The organism is Idiomarina sp., from assembly GCF_019431395.1.
Lineage (GTDB): Bacteria > Pseudomonadota > Gammaproteobacteria > Enterobacterales > Alteromonadaceae > Idiomarina.
The window spans coordinates 2,247,604-2,267,271 of the sequence record NZ_CP080268.1 but is presented as its reverse complement, the minus strand read 5'-3'; the positions used below and the strand labels follow the sequence as shown (position 1 = coordinate 2,267,271).

Here is a 19,668-nt window from a genome sequence, read left to right as displayed (position 1 = left end):
GTTATAAGTGGTTCCGCTTGGCCGGTCTGTTTTAAATGGTTCCTTGTCATGTTGAGCGGCCTGAATAGTTGGTTCCCCTGATGTGTACCCATCAGGAACCACCTCAAGAGTCGAAAAACTCCCCGAACGGATCATCTTCTCGGAGGATCGGATTGACTCTGAAGTCATCGAACGGGTCGCCAGTGCCGTCTTTACTCCCGGTGCCGGAGGTTGTCGTGCGGCTTGGACCGTTTTCTCCCCTACCACTGCCTCGACCAAACGACGCCATCTTTTTCTCGAATTCAGGAAACGTCATTTCCCCACCGGGCCCTTTGGCGAAAACCGTCTTGTAAGCATTGACTGCGGCCATTGCGAAGCGAATGAACAGTGTGGCCACCCAGAGCACGAACAATAGATACCATGTGTAAAGCGCTGAATCGGTACCCCTAAAGGCGACCTCGACAACGCCGATCCCGGCGAGCCCCACTGTTACCATTTTTTGCCACTCTTACCATGGCCTCAGTCCCCGATAGTTCTTTACTTCGAAGCTACCAGAACCTGAGAAAATGCAAGTTTTGCCCGGCGTCAGGCCGCTCTGGCTCGTCCAGCCAGAAATGGCAGTTTCACTTTGTCGTAGACATCGTTCGTCATCGCCCTCAAATCTCCCGCGTCTAGGCGTGGAACCAGCCACGCACTGCCTTGATATCGAACTCGCGGGTAGTTGGGTGGCAGGAATACGCCATGAGGGAGGTCGTCCTCATCGCCCAGCCATTGTCTGAGCCGGATATCGATACACCAGCCCTGTTCGAGCTCGATCCAACAATGGGGAGCAGTGACCATTCGGCTCAGTCGGTCCTCTGCGTATCCGATACGGCATTGATGGAAGATGCCTTGCTCTCTCAGGGCATTGCTGATCACAGAGGTCATGCAGTCGCTATCGATTTTGGCGTCTTCAAGCGGCAACAGAGCGAACTCAAGTTCATCATGCCAGTCACTCATGATCTGGCTCCTTGAACATCAGTCGCTGCCCCTGCTCGTACAGCACAGGGTACGGCAGCGGTTCTCCATCCTGGATGATGGTGCCGGGAGGAAAATACACCACCATCCAGGATGGTAAGGCACCACTGACCGTGCGGTATAACTCGTCCACAGGGAAGCTGAGTTGCTCACCTGACTGCCGGAAAACGAGGCGAGAATAATTCTCTGGATGATTAGCCGCGATGTTGTAGCTTTCGGGCTCAGTACCTTCCACATAGGGCGGTGACTTCCAGCGATTTGGAGTTTGGATGTTGTAGGCAACCACACATTGACCCACACCACATCCATGCTCAGCGCTTTCAATCGACCAAAGCACCAGTGGATGGCCGTCAATTTCGGGCGTCTCCACGTTACTGAGCTTGGTAGCACTCAGCGCCATATCATTGGCAGCTAGCCGGATGGCCTGGTCCACCAGATCCACATACTGCTCATAGGCCTGAGCCTCCGAAGTGGCCATGGACGCAGGCATCCATCCCATCAGGCTTGGTCTCGCTGACGGATTATCCGGTGTCATCATGATGTCTGTAGCGTTGAACAAAAACGTCTGGCTACCCGATAGATGTCGAAGCGGTGCATCGAATGAAGTCGCCAGGCTGACGAGATCCAGTAATGGCACCAACATGCCTTTACTGTAGGAGCGGGTACCATCCCTAGAATCCCGCAGGTCCATATCGTAGATGCCACCGGCTCTCGCCAGGTTTAAAGCCCGAGACTCTTCTGGATTGTAGGCTCGTGGGGTGGCCGCGCAGCCAACAAGGGCAGCGGCCAGTATTGCTGTAGTTAAGGGTGCTAATCTTTTCATTATGTCCTCCTGCTTTCATTAAATATTCTCATGAGGTTGAGAATATGCAAGAGGAAAACTAAAAATAATTCTTTTAAATCAATGGTTTGTACTAAATAACAAAGTTCAAAACCGGACGTAGCGAAAAATTGGCGGGGCAGGCATATCTTTGGCTATAAAAGAAAATGGCACTTTTGATCAGCAGAGGTTACCTATGGAAAGCGTCGCCGCAATTACTCTGACAGCGGTGGCGGGTGCTATTCTGGATGACCCGGAACCAAGGTCGCGGGGCCATTCTTATTGATCCCGCTGTTTACTGGTAAGAAAACGCGCTCATTTGTTTTGCTGATTAGGAAGCTATATCTGATAGGATCAGTTAAATTAAAAAAAATGGTTCATTGTGGTTGACTGATTTGGCGGTAGGAGGCATTTATCCAAGTAGAAGAAGAGCTTACAGCCATTGCATTGAGGTTATCTGAGCTTGAGAAGGAAAAAGTAGCCTTACTTTCCCGGAGGAACGAGCTTCAGCGAGCTGCACAATCACCCACATCAATGCAATTGACTCCCAACCAAAAAGCAGAGTTATTCCGGGGCCTCTTTCGCGGCCGACAGGATGTCTATGCGGTTCGCTGGGAAAGTAGCTCGAATGGACGTTCCGGTTATGCTGTCGCCTGTGCAAATGAGTGGGTACAGGGCATCTGTCAGAAACCCCGGATCAAGTGCGGCGAGTGCCCTCACAGAAAGTTCAAACCTCTGGATTTCAATGCAGTGTATGACCACCTGTCCGGCAAGCATGTAGCAGGGTTATACCCATTGTTGCCGGACAGTTCCTGTTATCTGCTGGCTGTAGATTTTGATAAGGAGGACTGGAGAGCAGATGTTCGTGCGCTGGCCCAAGCTTGTCGTGATAAAGATGTCCCTTATCTTATAGAGATCTCCCGGTCCGGTGCGGGTGCCCACCTATGGGTCTTTTTTTCGGACGCCGTTCCAGCCTGGTCCGCCAGAGCTTTGGGGTTCAAGCTGCTGGACAAAGCCATGGAACGCCACCCGGGCCTGTCCTTCGATTCTTATGACCGGCTATTCCCTAACCAGGATACGATGCCCGATGGTGGATTTGGCAATTTGATTGCCCTTCCGCTTCAGCATGAGGCGCGAAGTCGTGGATGTACTGTATTCGTCGACGATAAGCTAACTCCGTATCCGGATCAGTGGGCGCTACTTAGTCAGCAAAAGACCGTTTCACCGGCTCAGCTTCGAGATATGGTTGGAAATGAGCCTGATTCCGATGCGATAGCAGAAGTTGCGTTGCCGTGGGAACAAGCTTTACCGGTCGATACAGGGATAATTTCAGGATGTCCCGAGAGCATCACGCTTACCCTGGCCAATCACATTTATATGAAGTTGTCAGACATACCAGGGACACTGGCGGCACGAATAAAGCGCATGGCGAGCTTTGCCAATCCAGTATTTTTCAAAACCCAGGCACTTCGATTTTCAACTCATGGCATCCCTCGTTACATATCCTGTGCCCGGATTGAGCAAGGTTATATCTCGGTACCGAGAGGCTGTTTTGATGATCTTCAGGCATTGTTGCGCGAACAGGGAATAACGGTAGAAATCGATGACCGCAGAATGCCCGGCCAGTTGCTGCCGGAAGTCAGCCTGAAAGCAACGCTGCGTCGTGATCAGAAAAAGGCTGTGACGGCGCTTGCCGATCACGATACCGGAATACTTCATGCTCCGACCGCTTTCGGCAAAACCGTAACCGCTATTGGCATTGTGGCCAAGCGGCAGGTAAACACGCTGATCCTCACTCACAGTCGTCAGTTACTGGATCAATGGAAGGAGCGTCTGGAAACCTTCATTGAGGGTGCATCCGTGGGTGTGATTGGCGGCGGCAAAAAGAAACCTACCGGTCAGATCGACGTTGCCACCTATCAAAGCCTGATCAACAAGAAAGATAATACGGTCTCAAGTAAAGTCCGGGAATACGGGCAGGTCATCATCGATGAATGCCATCACATTTCAGCTCCCCGTTATGAAATGCTGCTTAACGAAGTCAGCGCCCGATATATTGTAGGCCTCACCGCAACGCCTGACCGTCAGGATGGCCACCAAAAAATCATGTTTATGGTCGCAGGACCCGTTCGTCACAAAGTCAGGGCTGAACATGGGTCTAAGTTTGTCCAGCGTGTCATCGTTCGAGAACGTCATGAAACGCCACCGACGGACATCTTTCAGAATAACGGTGAACGACCACACATAGCATCCGTCTACCGTTGGCTCTCCCATAGCACTGCCCGGAATCAGGATATAGTTCGGGATGTCGTACGCTGCGTTCAAAACGAGGCCAACTGTCTTTTGCTGACCGAACGAAGAGAGCATGCTGAGACGCTGGCAACATTGTTGGAAGCTGAGTCTATATCTTGGGTTGTTTTGCGCGGCGGGATGCGCGTCAAGGAACGCCGGGCTGCCGAGTCGCAGTTGCACGAAGCTCAAGTTATTGTTGCAACCGGGAAATACATTGGTGAAGGTTTTGACTTGCCTCGGCTGGACACTTTGTTTCTGGCTCTGCCCATCGCCTGGAAAGGAACACTGTCGCAGTATGCTGGCAGGATTCACCGGGATGCCGACGGTAAGCAGGAAGTTACTGTCTACGACTACCTAGACAACAGCCTGCCAATGCTTGAACGCATGTTCCGAAAGCGCGAGAAAGGTTACAAGGCGATGGGATACCAGTTTGCCCAATCCGAGCCGCAAACACGGCTACTGTAAACTTTCCAAAGAAAGGAGAAACATGGCTGAAACGAAATGTGCTTCAGGCCTGCTTCAGAGGTAACTCGTGGGGCTTTACGCGTCTCACGTTCTTAGCTTCTTGTTCATAGGCACGATGACGAACATCCCATAACTCAACCGCGTGCTGAATATTCAGCCAGAACTCCGGCGTATTCCCCAAAGCCGCTGCGAGTTTGATTGCCATGGGTGCTGTCAGCGTGCCTTTGTCATGCGCAATCCGACTGAGTGTATTTCTGTGCACACCCATTGCTTCGGCAAGTTCACTAATTTCGATGTTCATCGGCTCCAGAAACTCGGTGACGAGCATTTCGCCAACAGTCACTGGCCGACGTTTTGTATTCCTCATTACCATAACCTCCTCTAGCCCTTGTAAACATGCGGGTCTAGATATGTATCTTGGGCGGTGCCATCTACCCAGCGAAAAATCAGGCGATACTGCTTGTTAACCCGAATAGAACACCATCCAGACAGATTTCCTTGCAGATGTTCAAAACGATTACCCGGTGGAATCCTCAAGTCTGACTCCTGCGTTGCGGCATCCAGAATCTGAATTTTTCTGAACAGAGCGCCTTCAATAGTACTGGGTATTTTCTTGTGGCTTTGGTCTTCGTCGTAGAAAGCCTCTAGCCATATATCCCTGAATTCAACCGCCATAGTTACCTGATCACTTTTTACTCATTCTATGCACAACAACGTTGTGCGTCAAGTCCGTTCAAAATGAGAGCGGATCCGCTTAGAAAACGATGTTACTATAATTTTGTCTGACAGAAAGGGACTATCGAGCAACTTCAAGGCGCTGATTTCATAGAGATAAAAGCGTATACAAGGCTCCCAGTTTCCCACTTATCCCAGTTTAAAATGGGTCGTCAGGAGCCGACGCAGAGGAAATTTGCCAATATTTACACTTTTTTCGCAAATTTCAGCACTCCAATAGTGCTCCACGAGTTTCATAAACTTATGTTTTTAAAGTATTTTATACATTCTGTATCGGAAAGTAATGGTTAACGCCGTTATCCGCCACTTTTTCAAAAGGATTTTTTCATGAAGCTGATCATCAAGCTTATTGCCGGCATTATTGCGGGTATTTGTATTGGTTTATTTGCACCTGACTGGGTAAGCCGATTATTGCTAACCTTCAAAGGCCTATTTGGTCAGCTTTTATTTTTTACCATTCCGTTATTGATTTTATTCTTCATTACCAGCGGTATCGCCAGCTTACCCAGTAATTCGGGACGCCTATTGAGTAAAACACTGGGGGTTGCTTACCTATCAACAATCACTGCCGGTATCATCGCCTTTTTCGTCGCCAGCATTGTCGTTCCGATGCTCAGCGCAGATGCCCAATCAGTTAATGGGTCAGCCAGTGCTACGTTAGAACCTTTTATCACGCTGGATATCCCCCCACTGATGAGTGTTATGTCAGCCCTCGCTTTAGCGTTCATATTTGGTTTGGGAATCGCCAGTACAAAGGCACAACAGCTTAAATCACTCTCTGACCAAGGTCGCGATATTATCGAGTTACTGTTAGGGAAATTGATCATTCCCTTGCTGCCTGTTTATATTGCGGGCGTATTTACCGAAATGGCGGTAGCCGGTACGGTTTTTGAAACACTGAAGACCTTCGGTATTATTCTGGTGATGGCGGTCGTATTGCATTGGGTCTACATTACCACCATGTTTATTATGGCTGGTATCAAAAGCCAGCAATCACCGCTAAAACTCATCAAAAACATGCTACCGGCCTACTTTACCGCTCTTGGTACCATGTCCAGTGCCGCAACCATTCCTGTCACTTTGCGCAGTGTTAAAAATAATAACGTTGACGATAATGTGGCAAATTTTTCAGTGCCGTTATGCGCTACGGTTCACCTGGCAGGTTCCACTATTACCATCGTCAGCTGTACGGTCGCTGTCATGGTCTTACACAACGCTTTGGCAATTCCATCTTTCTTTACGGTGTTACCCTTTATCATGATGTTAGGTGTTGTGATGCTGGCCGCTCCGGGTGTTCCGGGCGGAGCGGTAATGTCAGCCGTTGGCCTGCTGGGGTCGATGCTCGGTTTTGGTGAGACCGCAATTGCGCTAATGATTGCCCTGTATATGGCACAAGATAGCTTTGGCACCGCCTGTAACATTACCGGCGATGGTGCTATAGCGGTGCTAATAGATGACAGCAGTAAAGGCTAGATTTGCACAGTTAGGTTTTGATTACACGCGATACCGGTTCGGTTTACGCACCGGCATCGCAGCCTGCCTCTCTCTTATTATCGCCTGGGCATTAGGGTTGGAACATCCTCAATGGTCAGCAATGACCGTATGGGCAGTATCGCAACCAACCCGGGGGCTACTACTAGAAAAGGCCGCTTACCGTACATTGGGTACGCTTTTGGGTACCGTCGTCGGCATGATCCTCGTGGTTACCGCTGGCGATAGCATTATTTTATTAGCCACCGGCCTTACGCTTTGGGTTGGTTTATGTGTTTACACCGGAAACTTATTACACGGCTTAATTTCCTACGGTGCCATTTTAGCCGGCTACTCGGCATCGATGGTTGCGTTGTTAACACGCACACCGGACGCGCTCCTCCCCTTGGGTATTGACCGTCTACTGACAGTATTTGTTGGCGTACTGACCGCACTATTCGTTGGCTGGTTATTTACCTATAAACGAGCCGAGCAATCACTTGTAAACCAATTTCGCAGACAGTCAGCAGAAAACTTAAAGTTGCTGGCAGATGCATATAATAGTGGCTCGCTAAAAGCACTGAATAGTCATGACCGGTTATCAAAATTAGCCCACCTGGAAGCACAATTAGTCGACCACGGTTCAGGTTCACCGGCCGCTCATCAGTCAGCTAAAACGATCCGTCGTGTATTAAACGCGCAGCTTGGTCTATTCGCACAGCTCGAGACTAAAGGAATTATCAAATCAGCAGTAATAAGTGAACACTTACATTCTTTATCTAATGCGTTAATAAAAAACAATTCGTCGGAAATTATTAATAGCCTAAAGCAAGCTTTGCAAACATTCGAACATGCCTCGGTATTGCCATATTTTAAAGAATTCGTCGATGCATCGCTGCAACGATTGCAATTTAGGGATAGTGGCAAGGCGGCTCAATCAGTACCTCTGCTATCAATTCTTTTACACCGGGACTGGCGCGGCGCTCGCCAGGCTGCAATACGAACCGTCACTGTAATGACATTAATCAGTATGGCCTGGGCCTATACTGAATGGTTTCAAATAGCTTATTTGCTACTCGGCGCCTCAGTAATGCTTACACTCTTTTCAACCGCAGAAAATCCCGCTAAAACGATGGTTTACGTATTTTTAGGGCAATCGGCAGGCGCCACACTTGCATTGCTGATGCAAGCCTTCGTCTGGCCTCATATGGATTCAATATTAACTATGTTGGTTAGTATTATGCCGATCATGTTATTGGTAGGAATTCCCTTATCGCACAATAAAACCACTAATGGCAGCATGGATTTCACGTTAGTTTTCTTACTATTAATGCAGCCGGTACTGCATTATCAGTTTGAACCATTACAGGCCATTTCTATTGCTATAGCAGTTATTGCCGCGCCTATATTGTCATTAGTGAGTTATCGACTGGTTTTCCCAACCAATCTTCTAAGTCGACAAAAACAACTAATTGGTGCATTAGAAAGCGACTTAAAAGAACTAACCTCACGCACTGTTTCGACGCAACAACTACAGCGTTATAAGGCACGGCTTTATCATCGCCTCTTTAAGCTTTATCAAATGGCTGACAAACTAGGCACTACTGCACAAGTCACCAGCGCGCAATATTTATTGCGTGTACAACATCAGGTATCCCAACATGAGTGATGAATGGCAAATCGTATATTACGCCGCAAATCCTATTGAGGCACAATTATTGAAGGGCATGCTCGAAAGCGAAAATATTAACGTTAGCATGAATGAAAATTCGATGATTGGCGGTGTTGGAGAACTACCCGCCGATGCAATAGAAACTGCACTTAAAGTTCCCACCCAACAGTATACAGAAGCGCGCAAATTACTTGATAATTACGAAAATAGCGAGCAACAAACGATCTACTGTTCCCATTGTAAAGAGCAAAACTTTACTAATTTCGAGGTGTGTTGGAACTGCGGAAAAGTGCTTTTTTAGCCGCCGAGCTAAGTTGTTTTATCACATATTCTCGTTTGGCTGCCGATGATCTGTCATAGCCATCCTCCTGATAAACTACCCTGACCGGCCGCCGCGTTTGAGTATATCTGGCGCCGCCTTTTAATTCACCGTTATGCTGCCGCAGGCGCCGTTCGATATCGGTAGTAACGCCACAATAAAGGCTGTTATCAGCGCACTGCATTAAATACACTGTCCATCGACTCACTTGAAACACCCTTGATAAAACCCAATCCTATTATTTACGCGTAAAAGATATCACAAATACTTAGCAGGATTACTTATGAGCAGACATTTTGATCAAGCAAAAGGGTTAGCAGAAAACCACGATCCTCAAACACATGATTTTGTTTTTAATCAAACCATGATGCGCATTAAAGATCCGCAGCGCTCTTTGAAATTTTACAGTGAAGTCATGGGTATGACGCTGGTAAAACGACTCGATTTTCCGGAAATGAAGTTCACATTATACTTTATGGCCGCGTTATCACCTGAACAACGACAACAATGGTCAACAGATCACGACGAACGCATCAAACAGACCTTCTCCCGTCCGGCAATGCTAGAATTGACCCATAACTGGGGCGACGAAGATAACGAGGATGTCGACTTTCACAGTGGCAATAGCGAACCTAAGGGTTTCGGCCACATTGGTTTTGCAGTGCCTGACCTGGAAGCCGCCTGCGAGCGTTTTGAACAACATGGCGTAGAGTTTCAAAAACGCCCGCAAGACGGCAACATGAAGGGTATCGCATTTATCAAGGATCCGGATGGTTACTGGATCGAAATTTTTACGCCGGAAAAACTCCCTAAACTACTTAGCCAGCATCTTTGATACTTTGTCTTCAAGTGATGTCATACCATGTTGGCGACCCACTTCAAGCGCTTGCTCGGTGCTTAGCCCATCGAGCCAAGCCGCACGGAGCGCAAACAACGCGCCAACGCGGTTTGACGAGGCACAATGCACCATAATATTTTTGTCAGCATGGGTTAGCAAAAGACGGTCTAGTGCTCGAGCATTCTCAAAAGTAACACCTGTAGCACCGTTTACCGGAACATGGAAAAATGCGAGTCCCTGCTGGCTCGTCCATGATGTTTCCTCGCTACCCGACATTTCTTCAACCGACAATAAACTTATGACGACATCACCACCACTTTGGGCAAAGGTAGCGATATCTTCTTTATCAGGAACCCCCATAACCCAGATGTTATCAGATGTCTGTTTAGGGCTATCTATACCCTGCGCTAAGCTGACGGAAGGTAATAATAATGCTGTACTTAAAACAGCCGAAACTAACAAACGAATCATACTTAAACTCCTGTAAACTATTAACTCTATACTTACCTATTTAAGCATAAAACAGATTATTGAAAATGACACAACTTCAAATTTTAGTCGGTACCACTTCCGGTAACACAGAACATTTGGCAGACCACGCTGCCGATTTGATCAAAGCACGACTTGATATCGATATCGCAATGCATTACGAGCCAAGTTTTGACACGCTAGACCAGACGCAGCCTTGGCTAATTTTTTTAGCAAGTCACGGTGCCGGCGATTACGGTGATTCGATGCTCGACTTTTATGATCAGCTAACAGCTGTCGAGGCAGTTCAGCCGTTTCCGTACGCCGTTATCGCCATTGGTGAATCCTGTTATGACACGTACTGCTCCGCCGGACGCGATATTGATCAACGATTACAACAACTCGGTGCTGAACGAATATATACGCGTTTAGAAATCGATATGCTTGAAGATGATCCAGAAGCAGCATTTGAACAATGGTATGGCGGATGGATTAGTGCATTGCGATCCTGTACACAATCATGATCATTAAAAATAACGTATTCACGGCCGATCATCATTTATATCCACTGCTTTATACACAAATAAATCAGCATGTGATTGGATCCTGTATAAGATCACATAAGGGCTGTCATCGAATTGGGTATATCCCTGGGGATAACTAAGGCTGTGCATAAACACCCTAGTTATCCACGATCTATGATCCGGGCTTAAGGGATCTTATTAACAGCTAGTGATCTTAACGAACATCTTTTAAAATAAGGGTCTTAGCGATCTATTCACAGATTTTTGCTAACTAAAAGAAGTAATAATAAAAGATCTATAAAGATCAAATACTGATCTTATTTAGATCTTTACAGAATTCGTAAAAAAACTGTTTGCACAAAAATTAACCTTTTCGATCCAGGTCAATTCGCGTTAAAATAACTGGCTCTTTTGATTCCCTTAACCACAAAGGCTTTACTGAATGTCACACACCTCAAGTCAACAATTTGATGTCATCGTTGTCGGTGGAGGCCATGCGGGTACTGAGGCAGCACTTGCCTCTGCAAGGATGGGTAGTCGCACCCTACTATTAACCCACAATATAGATACACTCGGACAAATGTCCTGTAATCCGGCAATTGGCGGGATCGGCAAAGGACACCTGGTTAAGGAAATTGATGCCCTTGGCGGTATCATGGCAAAAGCAGCTGATCGTGCAGGCATCCAATTTAGAACACTCAACTCGTCTAAGGGCCCTGCAGTTAGAGCAACTCGAGCTCAAGCAGATAGGCAGCTGTATAAACAAGCGATCCGCTATGCATTGGAAACACAACCCAATTTAACCTTGTTTCAACAGGGGTGTGATGATCTGATCGTTGAGAATGATCGCGTTTGCGGCGTTGTTACCCAAATGGGTTTACAATTTCACGCCAAAAACGTGGTGTTAACGGTAGGTACCTTCCTTGGCGGTCAAATTCATATCGGCTTAGATAACTATCAAGGCGGACGTGCCGGTGATCCTCCGGCAAATGCGTTGGCTAAACGTTTAAGAGCGTTACCGTTGCGTGTAGAACGATTGAAAACAGGTACACCACCGCGTATAGCCAGCAGCTCAGTAGACTTTTCAGTCATGCAGGAGCAACCGGGTGACAATCCAACGCCGGTTTTTTCGTATATGGGTTCACGCGCTGATCATCCACGCCAAATATCATGCTACATAACCCATACTAACGAAAAGACACACGACATTATTCGCTCCGGGCTTGATCGTTCGCCCATGTATTCAGGTGTCATTGAGGGAGTTGGACCGCGTTATTGTCCTTCAATTGAAGACAAGATTGTACGGTTTGCTGATAAGCAGTCTCATCAAATTTTTGTTGAGCCAGAGGGGCTTGATACGTTTGAGCTTTACCCTAATGGCATTTCCACCAGTTTGCCTTATGACATTCAGGAGCAATTGGTTCGATCCATTCATGGCTTTGAAAATGCGGTTATCACACGTCCGGGTTATGCGATCGAGTACGACTATTTCGATCCCCGCGATCTGAAACAATCACTTGAAACCAAGGTTATTGAAGGGCTGTTTTTTGCGGGTCAAATTAATGGCACAACCGGTTACGAAGAAGCGGGAGCTCAAGGGTTGATAGCGGGCCTTAATGCATCACTCCGTGCTCAAGGAAAAGAAAGCTGGGCTCCGCGTCGCGATCAAGCTTATACCGGTGTTTTGATCGATGATCTTTCAACACTCGGTACGCAAGAACCTTACCGCATGTTCACATCGCGGGCTGAGTATCGTTTGTTACTGCGCGAAGACAATGCCGATATGCGACTAACTGAAAAGGGTCGCGAACTTGGACTTGTCGATGATGAACGCTGGGCATCGTTTAACACCAAAGTAGAATCCATCGAGCAAGAAAAACAACGCTTGCGAGAAACGTGGGTTCACAAGGATCATGAAGCGGTTGATTCCATCAATCAATTAGTGAAAAGTCCGATAACCAAAGAGGTTAATGGTGAAGAATTATTGCGTCGTCCGGAAATTCATTATGTTGATTTGGTCAAGACGCCATTTTTTGCACCAGGTTTGAGTGATCCTGCAGCAGCAGAACAAGTCGAAATTCAGACAAAATACGCGGGTTATATAACCCGTCAACAAGATGAAATTGCGAAACAACAACGGCACGAAAATACATTATTGCCGGCAAGCTTTGATTACGCCTCGATCAAGGGGTTATCTAACGAAGTGATCGCTAAATTGAATCAACATCAACCAGAAACTGTAGGAAAAGCCTCACGTATTTCGGGGATTACACCTGCAGCAATTTCTATGTTGTTGGTGCATTTAAAAAAACAAGGATTGTTGCGTAAGAGCGCCTAAACGACATGCTGAAAGAATCACTGAAGTCATTACTCAGTCAGACAAAGATTGAATCATTGCTGATGCTTGATGAAAACCAGCTGGATCAGTTGGTTCAGCTAGTCGAGCAACTGGATAAATGGAATAAAGCATATAATTTAACCAGTGTCCGCGATCCAAAGCAAATGGTGAGCCGGCACATTGTCGACAGTCTGATCATTAGTCCGTTTTTAACCGGAGACCGGTTTATCGATGTTGGTACCGGTCCTGGTTTACCGGGTTTACCTCTCGCTATTGCCAATCCTGATAAATCTTTTGTGCTGCTCGATAGTCTTGGCAAACGTATTCGTTTTATTCGTCAGGTATGTCATCAGCTAGGCATTAAAAACGTGCAGGCAGTTCAGAGCCGCGTTGAGTACTATACCGAGCAAAATAATAGCTTTGATGGTGTATTAAGTAGAGCCTTTGCCTCACTTGATGATATGCTGACCTGGTGCAAACATTTACCTAAAAATAACGGTAAATTTCTTGCGCTTAAGGGACAATACCCACAGCAAGAACTGGACGAATTATCTGAGCAGTATAAGATTGAACAAATTAGTTCGTTAAATGTTCCTGGTGTTGACGGTGACCGTCATATCGTCGTTATCTCAGCCCAGTAGCGCACTGCGCTCGCCAAAACACGCAGTTATAAAGCGATAATGATAAGAGGTTAAACACCCGTGGCAACTACCATTGCGATAGCAAATCAAAAAGGCGGTGTTGGTAAAACAACGACTGCAGTTAATCTCGCCGCTTCAATGGCCGCGACGCGACGCAAAGTATTACTCATTGACTTGGATCCTCAGGGTAATGCGACCATGGGCAGTGGTGTCGACAAATACGATGTAGAAAATACCGTCTATGAATTACTCGTTGATGAGAAACCGGTAAAAGACGTCGTAGAAACGGATACCAACGGCAAATATCATCTGATAGCAGCAAATTCTGATGTGACCGCTGCCGAAATCAAATTGATGGAATTTTTTGCCCGCGAGGTGCGGTTGCGTAACTCACTAAAAGCCGTGCAAGACGATTATGATTTTATTTTTATCGATTGTCCGCCGTCATTAAACTTACTGACGGTAAATGCGATGGCTGCAGCCGATTCTGTGTTAGTACCTATGCAGTGCGAATATTACGCGCTTGAGGGATTGACTGCGCTGATGGAAACCATTCGTCAATTGGCAGACGTTGTTAATCCAGGGTTATCTATCGAAGGCATATTGCGTACCATGTATGATCCGCGAAACAGGCTCGCTAATGACGTATCTGAACAGCTAAAACAGCATTTCGGAGACAAGGTTTATCGTACTGTTATACCGAGAAATGTGCGGTTGGCAGAGGCTCCTTCTTTTGGTGCCCCGGCGATGTACTATGATAAATCGTCGACAGGTGCAAAAGCTTACCTATCGCTTGCTGGTGAATTAATTCGTCGCTCGGAACAGCGTGCAAACGCAGAAGTTGATTAATAAAAAAGGGAAGAAAGTAACTTATGTCGGCTAAAAAACGAGGACTCGGTCGCGGACTCGATGCGCTGCTCACCAGCAACACGGCAAGTCAGCAAAAACAAACAGAGCAAACTGTGGAGCCTACCGTAGCCATTGCTGAAAAAGGTGAGTTACAAAAATTACCTATTGAGCAATTGAAGCCGGGTCGTTATCAGCCGCGTAAAGATATGTCACCCGAAGCGTTGGAAGACCTAGCTGCATCGGTGAAGGCGCAGGGAATAATTCAGCCAATTGTTGTAAGACCTGTTGCTGACGACGAATACGAAATAATTGCTGGTGAACGTCGCTGGCGAGCAGCGCAACTGGCAAAACTTGAACTGGTCCCATGCTTGATAAAAGACGTTGCCGATGAAGCAGCTGTCGCTATTGCTTTAATTGAAAATATTCAACGCGAAGACCTTAATGCCATGGAAGAAGCAACGGCATTGCAGCGTCTGCTCGATGAATTTCAGATGACCCACCAGGATGTGGCTCAGGCGGTTGGTAAATCACGCACCACAGTAACTAATTTATTACGGCTGAATAACCTCGAAAGCGGCGTAAAAACACTACTTGAACGAGGTGATATCGATTTGGGCCATGCTAAATTGTTGCTGGCATTGCAAGGTGAACAACAAACCGATGTCGCCCAACAAATTGTTGCTAAAGATCTGACCGTTCGCGAATCCGAAAAATTGGTTCGCAAAACATTAGAACCACCAAAAGAACCTGAACAACCGCAAACCGACCCAGACATCGAACGATTACAAACACAGTTGGGTGAAAAACTCGGTGCTAAAGTTGCGATAAATCACGGTCGCAAAGGCAAGGGTAAAGTCGTTATCAATTACACTAGTTTGGATGAGTTAGACGGCATCCTTTCTCACATCAAATAACCGGGTCAGCTAAGTCCCTGTCATAATTGTAGAACTTTTGTTAAATGGCATGAAAAATAACGGCTGTAGCCAAATTTGTTTGCAATTAACGGGCAGATCTTTATACTAGCGCGAGTTTCATAGTGGCTGTTTAAAAGGCCACCAATTAACGACGCTTGAAAACTAAAGGTATCGCGTGTGGTTCAGTCCTTAGGTCGGGTGGGTAGACAACTCGCTTTTAAAACCGTGCTGTACCAACTCGTCGTCGTTGCTCTGCTGACAATTATGGTCGCATTGAGCACACAATGGAATAATGCGTGGCCCGTTATCGCGGGCGGTTTAGCCGCAATTATTCCTAATGCCCTGTTTGGCTTAATCGCATTTATGCATGCGGGCGCCCGGGCAAACCAGAAAGTTGTTAAAAGTTTTTTTGTAGGAGAAGGCGTCAAATTGATGCTAACGGCGGTGTTAATCAGCCTACTTTTTCTACTGACAGATTTTAATCCGTTGTGGTTAATGAGCGGTTTTGTTTTCGCTGTTATTTCACAATGGGTTGCGCCAATTTTATTTTTAAAATCAACGTAACTGGGAAACAACATGGTAAGTGGAGAGCAAACTCCGACTCAGTATATTCAGCATCACCTCCAAAACTGGACGGTTGGTGAAGGATTCTGGGCGGTAAATGTCGATACTATCTTCTGGTCCGTGTTACTGGGTGTGCTGTTTCTGTGGAGCTTCCGCAGAGTAGCTAAAAAATCCTCGGCAGGGGTACCTGGTAAATGGCAATGCTTTGTCGAAATGATTGTCGAGTTTGTCGATAACAGCGTCAAAGAATCCTTTCACGGTAAAGATAAACTCATAGCACCTTTGGCCTTAACTATCTTCGTCTGGATTTTCCTGATGAACCTCATGGATTTGATTCCGGTTGACTGGTTGCCTACTGCAGCAATGTATGGCGGCTACTGGTTAGGCTTTGTTGACGATCCGCACGATGTTTATATGAAGGTTGTTCCAACGACGGATCTCAATACCACTTTTGCATTGAGTTTAAGCGTTTTCGCACTAATTATTATCTACTCAATTAAGTACAAAGGCGTTAAGGGTTTCGCGAAAGAAATGACGCTGACACCGTTTAACCACTGGGCATTAATGCCGGTTAACTTTGTCCTGGAAAGCATTACCTTACTGGCAAAACCGGCGTCATTGGCGCTACGTTTGTTCGGTAACTTATATGCCGGTGAATTGATCTTTATTCTGATTGCAATGATTGGATTGTTCCAGCTACCTGCACACTTTGCATGGGCTGTGTTCCATATCCTGGTTATTACTTTGCAAGCATTTATCTTTATGATGTTGACCATTGTTTACTTAAGCATGGCATCATCTGAACACTAAGTTTTTGTTTTAACTTTAAATCTACTGAAAAACTGGAGAAATCAATGGAAACTGTAGTTGCTTTTACTGCTATCGCTGTATCAATCATGATCGGTTTGGCTGCACTAGGTACAGCACTTGGCTTTGGTATGCTGGGTGGTAAATTCCTGGAAGCTGCTGCTCGTCAACCTGAACTGGCGCCTCAGCTGCAAGTTAAAATGTTCATCGTAGCGGGTCTTATCGATGCTATCGCGATGATCGGTGTAGCAGTTGCATTACTGTTCACTTTCGCAAACCCGTTCTTAACTCAGGTTGCAGGCTAAGCGCGATTCGACGGTCACCAGATAAAGGAGGTCCGTTGTGAATATCAACGCAACTCTAATTGGACAAACGATCGCGTTCATCGTGTTCGTGTGGTTCTGCATGAAATTCGTGTGGCCACCGATCATAAATGCTATCGAAGAACGTCAGAAGAAAATTGCTGACGGTCTAAATGCGGGCGAACGCGCTCAAAAAGATTTAGAAAAAGCCCAGGAAGAAATTGCTGAGCAGCTGAAAGAAGCGAAACAGCAAGCGGCTGAAATCATTGAACAGTCTAAAAAACGTGGCGCTAAAATCGTTGAGGAAGAAACTCAACGAGGCCATGAAGAGCGCGAGAAAATCGTTGCTGCTGGTCATGAAGAAGTCGCCTCTGAGCGTAACCGTGCACGCGAAGAATTGCGTAAGCAAGTCGCTGTGTTAGCCGTTACCGGGGCACAAAAAATCATCGAGCGTGAAATTGATAAAGACGCTCACAGTGACATCGTTGAAAAACTGGTCGCTGAACTTTAATTAAGGGGTTAGAGCTTATGTCAGAACTGACTACGGTCGCTCGCCCTTACGCAAAAGCAGCTTTTGATTTTGCTTTAGAACAGGGAGCGCTCGATAAGTGGGCCGATATGCTCGAATTTGCTGCAGTGGTAGCAAAAGACGAGACGGTGGCATCATTTTTGAGCAGCTCCGCTACTGTTGGTAAGACAGCCGAAGTTTTTATTGGCGTTTGTGGCGATGAGCTCGACGACAATGCAAAGAACTTTGTCAAAGTGTTGGCAGAAAACGAACGTTTACCTGCCCTATCAGCAGTCAGTGAGCTCTATCAGACGTTCCGTGCGGAATACGAAAAGGAAGTCGAAGTTGACGTGACTTCTGCGGTTAAGTTGTTAAAAGCGCAACAAACCGAACTGAGTAAAGCATTGGAACAGCGTCTGCAACGCAAAATTAAGCTGAACTGCAGTGTCGATAAGTCCATCATTGGTGGACTGGTTATTGAAGCAGGTGACGTTGTTATAGATGGCACCTTGCGCGGCAAGTTGGATAGACTTGCTTACGCACTGCAATCCTAATTGGGGACTTGAGCATGCAATTGAATTCAAATGAAATCGCAGAACTGATCAAACAGCGAATTGAGAAGTTCGAAGTCACCAGCGAAGCTCGCAACGAAGGTACCATCATGTCTGTACAAGACGGTATCATTCGCGTTCACGGCCTTGCAGACTGTCTGCAAGGTGAAATGATTGAGCTACCTGGTAATCGTTACGCTATCGCATTGAACCTTGAACGAGATTCAGTCGGTGCGGTTGTTATGGGCCCTTATGCAGACTTGCAGGAAGGCACCAAGGTAAAATCTACCGGTCGTATCTTAGAAGTTCCGGTTGGCGAAAAGTTGTTAGGCCGTGTGGTTAACACACTGGGTCAACCAATTGACGGTAAAGGTCCAATTGAAGCTGACGGCTATGAACCCGTTGAGAAAATCGCACCTGGGGTTATCGAACGTCAATCAGTTGATCAGCCAGTACAAACAGGTTACAAATCAATTGACTCGATGATTCCGGTAGGTCGTGGCCAGCGTGAGCTGATCATCGGTGACCGTCAGACGGGTAAAACCGCGTTAGCTGTTGACGCTATCATTAACCAGAAAGACTCTGGTATTAAGTGTGTTTACGTTGCTATCGGTCAGAAAAACTCAACCATCTCTGCTGTTGTACGTAAGCTGGAAGAGCACGGCGCATTGGAAAACACCATTGTAGTTGCGGCTTCTGCTTCTGAATCTGCAGCATTGCAATATTTGGCAGCTTACTCCGGTTGTACGATGGGTGAATACTTCCGTGACCGCGGTGAAGACGCTTTGATTGTTTACGATGACCTGTCTAAGCAGGCTGTTGCATACCGTCAAATTTCATTGTTGCTGCGTCGTCCGCCAGGTCGTGAAGCATTCCCTGGTGACGTTTTCTACCTTCACTCACGTCTACTAGAGCGTGCAGCGCGTGTTAACGCTGACTACGTAGAAAAATTCACTGACGGTAAAGTGAAAGGCCAGACCGGTTCTTTAACTGCCTTACCTATCATTGAAACTCAGGCAGGTGACGTATCGGCGTTCGTACCGACTAACGTTATCTCAATCACCGATGGTCAGATCTTCCTGGAAACTGACTTGTTTAACTCAGGTATTCGTCCTGCTGTTAACGCCGGTGTCTCGGTTTCTCGAGTTGGTGGTTCAGCACAAACGAAAATCATCAAGAAATTGGGTGGCGGTATCCGTCTTGCCCTGGCTCAGTATCGTGAATTGGCGGCGTTCGCTCAGTTCGCATCTGACCTTGATGAGTCGACTCGTTCACAGTTAGAGCACGGTCAGCGTGTAACCGAACTGATGAAACAGAAACAGTACAAGCCTATGAGCGTGTCTCAAATGGCTGTATCAATTTATGCCGTTGAAAAAGGCTTTTTGAAAGATGTCGCAATCGACAAAATCATGGATTTTGAAGAGTCGCTGCAATCTTTCATGGCAAGCGAATACGCTGAGCTAATGGCTGAGATTGATAAAACTGGCAACTATAACGACGACATCGATGCGCAATTGAAAGCCGCGCTTGAGAAATTCAAGCAAACGCAATCATGGTAATCGCAGTTGGCCGCGCAAGCGGCCATTTGTCGTTGA

At 46.7% G+C, this 19,668-nt stretch carries 23 protein-coding genes; 16 read left to right on the top strand and 7 right to left on the bottom strand.

All coding sequences use genetic code 11. From position 1 onward, the window contains the following. Positions 1-103: 103 nt before the first annotated feature. From KZ771_RS10955 to KZ771_RS10945, 3 genes are all read right to left on the bottom strand, one after another. Complete coding sequence (locus KZ771_RS10955; RefSeq protein ID WP_290653471.1) at positions 104-475, bottom strand: hypothetical protein; 372 nt, start codon at positions 473-475, stop codon at positions 104-106. 89 nt (positions 476-564) lie between these two features. Then, positions 565-978 carry a hypothetical protein gene (locus KZ771_RS10950; protein WP_290653469.1) on the bottom strand — a complete coding sequence of 138 codons (414 nt, stop codon included), beginning with the start codon at positions 976-978 and terminating at the stop codon, positions 565-567. Then, positions 971-1,819: a hypothetical protein gene (locus tag KZ771_RS10945; protein WP_290653467.1), complete on the bottom strand. Its 849-nt coding sequence runs from the start codon at positions 1,817-1,819 to the stop codon at positions 971-973. Before KZ771_RS10945 ends, KZ771_RS10950 begins: the two co-directional genes overlap by 8 nt. A gap of 531 nt (positions 1,820-2,350) precedes the next feature. Between KZ771_RS10945 and KZ771_RS10940 the strand changes: the two genes are divergently transcribed. Then, positions 2,351-4,573: a DEAD/DEAH box helicase gene (locus KZ771_RS10940; RefSeq protein ID WP_290653465.1), complete on the top strand. Its 2,223-nt coding sequence runs from the start codon at positions 2,351-2,353 to the stop codon at positions 4,571-4,573. A gap of 43 nt (positions 4,574-4,616) precedes the next feature. On the opposite strand, the gene KZ771_RS10935 is transcribed toward KZ771_RS10940, so the two are convergent. After that, positions 4,617-4,940, bottom strand: a complete 324-nt coding sequence (locus KZ771_RS10935; protein WP_081195053.1) for a HigA family addiction module antitoxin — start codon at positions 4,938-4,940, stop codon at positions 4,617-4,619. 14 nt (positions 4,941-4,954) lie between these two features. After that, the gene (locus KZ771_RS10930) at positions 4,955-5,248 is read right to left on the bottom strand and encodes a type II toxin-antitoxin system RelE/ParE family toxin (RefSeq protein WP_111569416.1); all 294 of its coding nucleotides are present in this window, start codon (positions 5,246-5,248) and stop codon (positions 4,955-4,957) included. Positions 5,249-5,635: 387 nt separating this feature from the next. On the opposite strand from KZ771_RS10930, the gene KZ771_RS10925 reads away from it, so the two are divergent. From KZ771_RS10925 to KZ771_RS10915, 3 genes are read left to right on the top strand one after another with little or no spacing between them, the layout of a single operon-like run. Beyond that, positions 5,636-6,781, top strand: coding sequence for a dicarboxylate/amino acid:cation symporter (locus tag KZ771_RS10925; protein WP_290653456.1), 1,146 nt, complete (start codon positions 5,636-5,638; stop codon positions 6,779-6,781). Further along, a complete protein-coding gene (locus KZ771_RS10920) occupies positions 6,762-8,447 on the top strand; it encodes an FUSC family protein (RefSeq protein WP_290653454.1) in 1,686 nt (561 codons plus the stop codon). Before KZ771_RS10925 ends, KZ771_RS10920 begins: the two co-directional genes overlap by 20 nt. After that, on the top strand, positions 8,440-8,751 hold the full coding sequence (locus KZ771_RS10915; RefSeq protein ID WP_290653450.1) for a DUF2007 domain-containing protein: 312 nt from the start codon (positions 8,440-8,442) through the stop codon (positions 8,749-8,751). Before KZ771_RS10920 ends, KZ771_RS10915 begins: the two co-directional genes overlap by 8 nt. On the opposite strand, the gene KZ771_RS10910 is transcribed toward KZ771_RS10915, so the two are convergent. After that, positions 8,708-8,962 (bottom strand): GIY-YIG nuclease family protein, encoded by a 255-nt coding sequence (locus KZ771_RS10910; protein ID WP_290654843.1) that lies wholly within the window; start codon positions 8,960-8,962, stop codon positions 8,708-8,710. The two genes, KZ771_RS10915 and KZ771_RS10910, sit on opposite strands and share 44 nt — an antisense overlap. Positions 8,963-9,052: 90 nt before the next feature. Here KZ771_RS10910 and gloA point away from each other — a divergent pair, with 90 nt between their 5' ends. Further along, the gene (gloA, locus tag KZ771_RS10905; protein WP_290653448.1) at positions 9,053-9,604 is read left to right on the top strand and encodes a lactoylglutathione lyase; all 552 of its coding nucleotides are present in this window, start codon (positions 9,053-9,055) and stop codon (positions 9,602-9,604) included. Here the strand turns inward: gloA and KZ771_RS10900 are convergent. Beyond that, positions 9,584-10,078, bottom strand: coding sequence for a sulfur transferase domain-containing protein (locus KZ771_RS10900; protein WP_290653445.1), 495 nt, complete (start codon positions 10,076-10,078; stop codon positions 9,584-9,586). The two genes, gloA and KZ771_RS10900, sit on opposite strands and share 21 nt — an antisense overlap. 65 nt (positions 10,079-10,143) lie before the next feature. Here KZ771_RS10900 and KZ771_RS10895 point away from each other — a divergent pair, with 65 nt between their 5' ends. From KZ771_RS10895 to atpA, 11 genes are all read left to right on the top strand, one after another. Beyond that, complete coding sequence (locus KZ771_RS10895) at positions 10,144-10,599, top strand: flavodoxin domain-containing protein (protein ID WP_290653443.1); 456 nt, start codon at positions 10,144-10,146, stop codon at positions 10,597-10,599. Between the two features lie 442 nt (positions 10,600-11,041). Next, positions 11,042-12,937: a tRNA uridine-5-carboxymethylaminomethyl(34) synthesis enzyme MnmG gene (gene mnmG / locus KZ771_RS10890; protein WP_290653441.1), complete on the top strand. Its 1,896-nt coding sequence runs from the start codon at positions 11,042-11,044 to the stop codon at positions 12,935-12,937. A gap of 8 nt (positions 12,938-12,945) precedes the next feature. Continuing rightward, positions 12,946-13,578, top strand: coding sequence for a 16S rRNA (guanine(527)-N(7))-methyltransferase RsmG (gene rsmG, locus KZ771_RS10885; protein ID WP_290654841.1), 633 nt, complete (start codon positions 12,946-12,948; stop codon positions 13,576-13,578). A 60-nt stretch (positions 13,579-13,638) separates the two neighbouring features. Beyond that, a complete protein-coding gene (locus KZ771_RS10880; RefSeq protein ID WP_133540663.1) occupies positions 13,639-14,427 on the top strand; it encodes a ParA family protein in 789 nt (262 codons plus the stop codon). Between the two features lie 23 nt (positions 14,428-14,450). Then, the gene (locus KZ771_RS10875; protein WP_290573332.1) at positions 14,451-15,341 is read left to right on the top strand and encodes a ParB/RepB/Spo0J family partition protein; all 891 of its coding nucleotides are present in this window, start codon (positions 14,451-14,453) and stop codon (positions 15,339-15,341) included. A 177-nt stretch (positions 15,342-15,518) separates the two neighbouring features. Then, positions 15,519-15,905, top strand: coding sequence for an ATP synthase subunit I (locus KZ771_RS10870; RefSeq protein ID WP_133540665.1), 387 nt, complete (start codon positions 15,519-15,521; stop codon positions 15,903-15,905). Positions 15,906-15,917: 12 nt separating this feature from the next. Continuing rightward, positions 15,918-16,715, top strand: a complete 798-nt coding sequence (gene atpB / locus KZ771_RS10865; protein WP_133540666.1) for a F0F1 ATP synthase subunit A — start codon at positions 15,918-15,920, stop codon at positions 16,713-16,715. Between the two features lie 44 nt (positions 16,716-16,759). Continuing rightward, positions 16,760-17,017, top strand: coding sequence for a F0F1 ATP synthase subunit C (atpE, locus tag KZ771_RS10860; protein WP_006954753.1), 258 nt, complete (start codon positions 16,760-16,762; stop codon positions 17,015-17,017). A gap of 37 nt (positions 17,018-17,054) precedes the next feature. Then, positions 17,055-17,525, top strand: a complete 471-nt coding sequence (gene atpF, locus KZ771_RS10855) for a F0F1 ATP synthase subunit B (protein WP_290653438.1) — start codon at positions 17,055-17,057, stop codon at positions 17,523-17,525. Positions 17,526-17,542: 17 nt separating this feature from the next. Beyond that, positions 17,543-18,076 (top strand): F0F1 ATP synthase subunit delta, encoded by a 534-nt coding sequence (gene atpH, locus KZ771_RS10850; RefSeq protein WP_133540668.1) that lies wholly within the window; start codon positions 17,543-17,545, stop codon positions 18,074-18,076. A gap of 14 nt (positions 18,077-18,090) precedes the next feature. Next, positions 18,091-19,632, top strand: a complete 1,542-nt coding sequence (gene atpA / locus KZ771_RS10845) for a F0F1 ATP synthase subunit alpha (protein ID WP_290653435.1) — start codon at positions 18,091-18,093, stop codon at positions 19,630-19,632. Positions 19,633-19,668 lie beyond the last annotated feature (36 nt).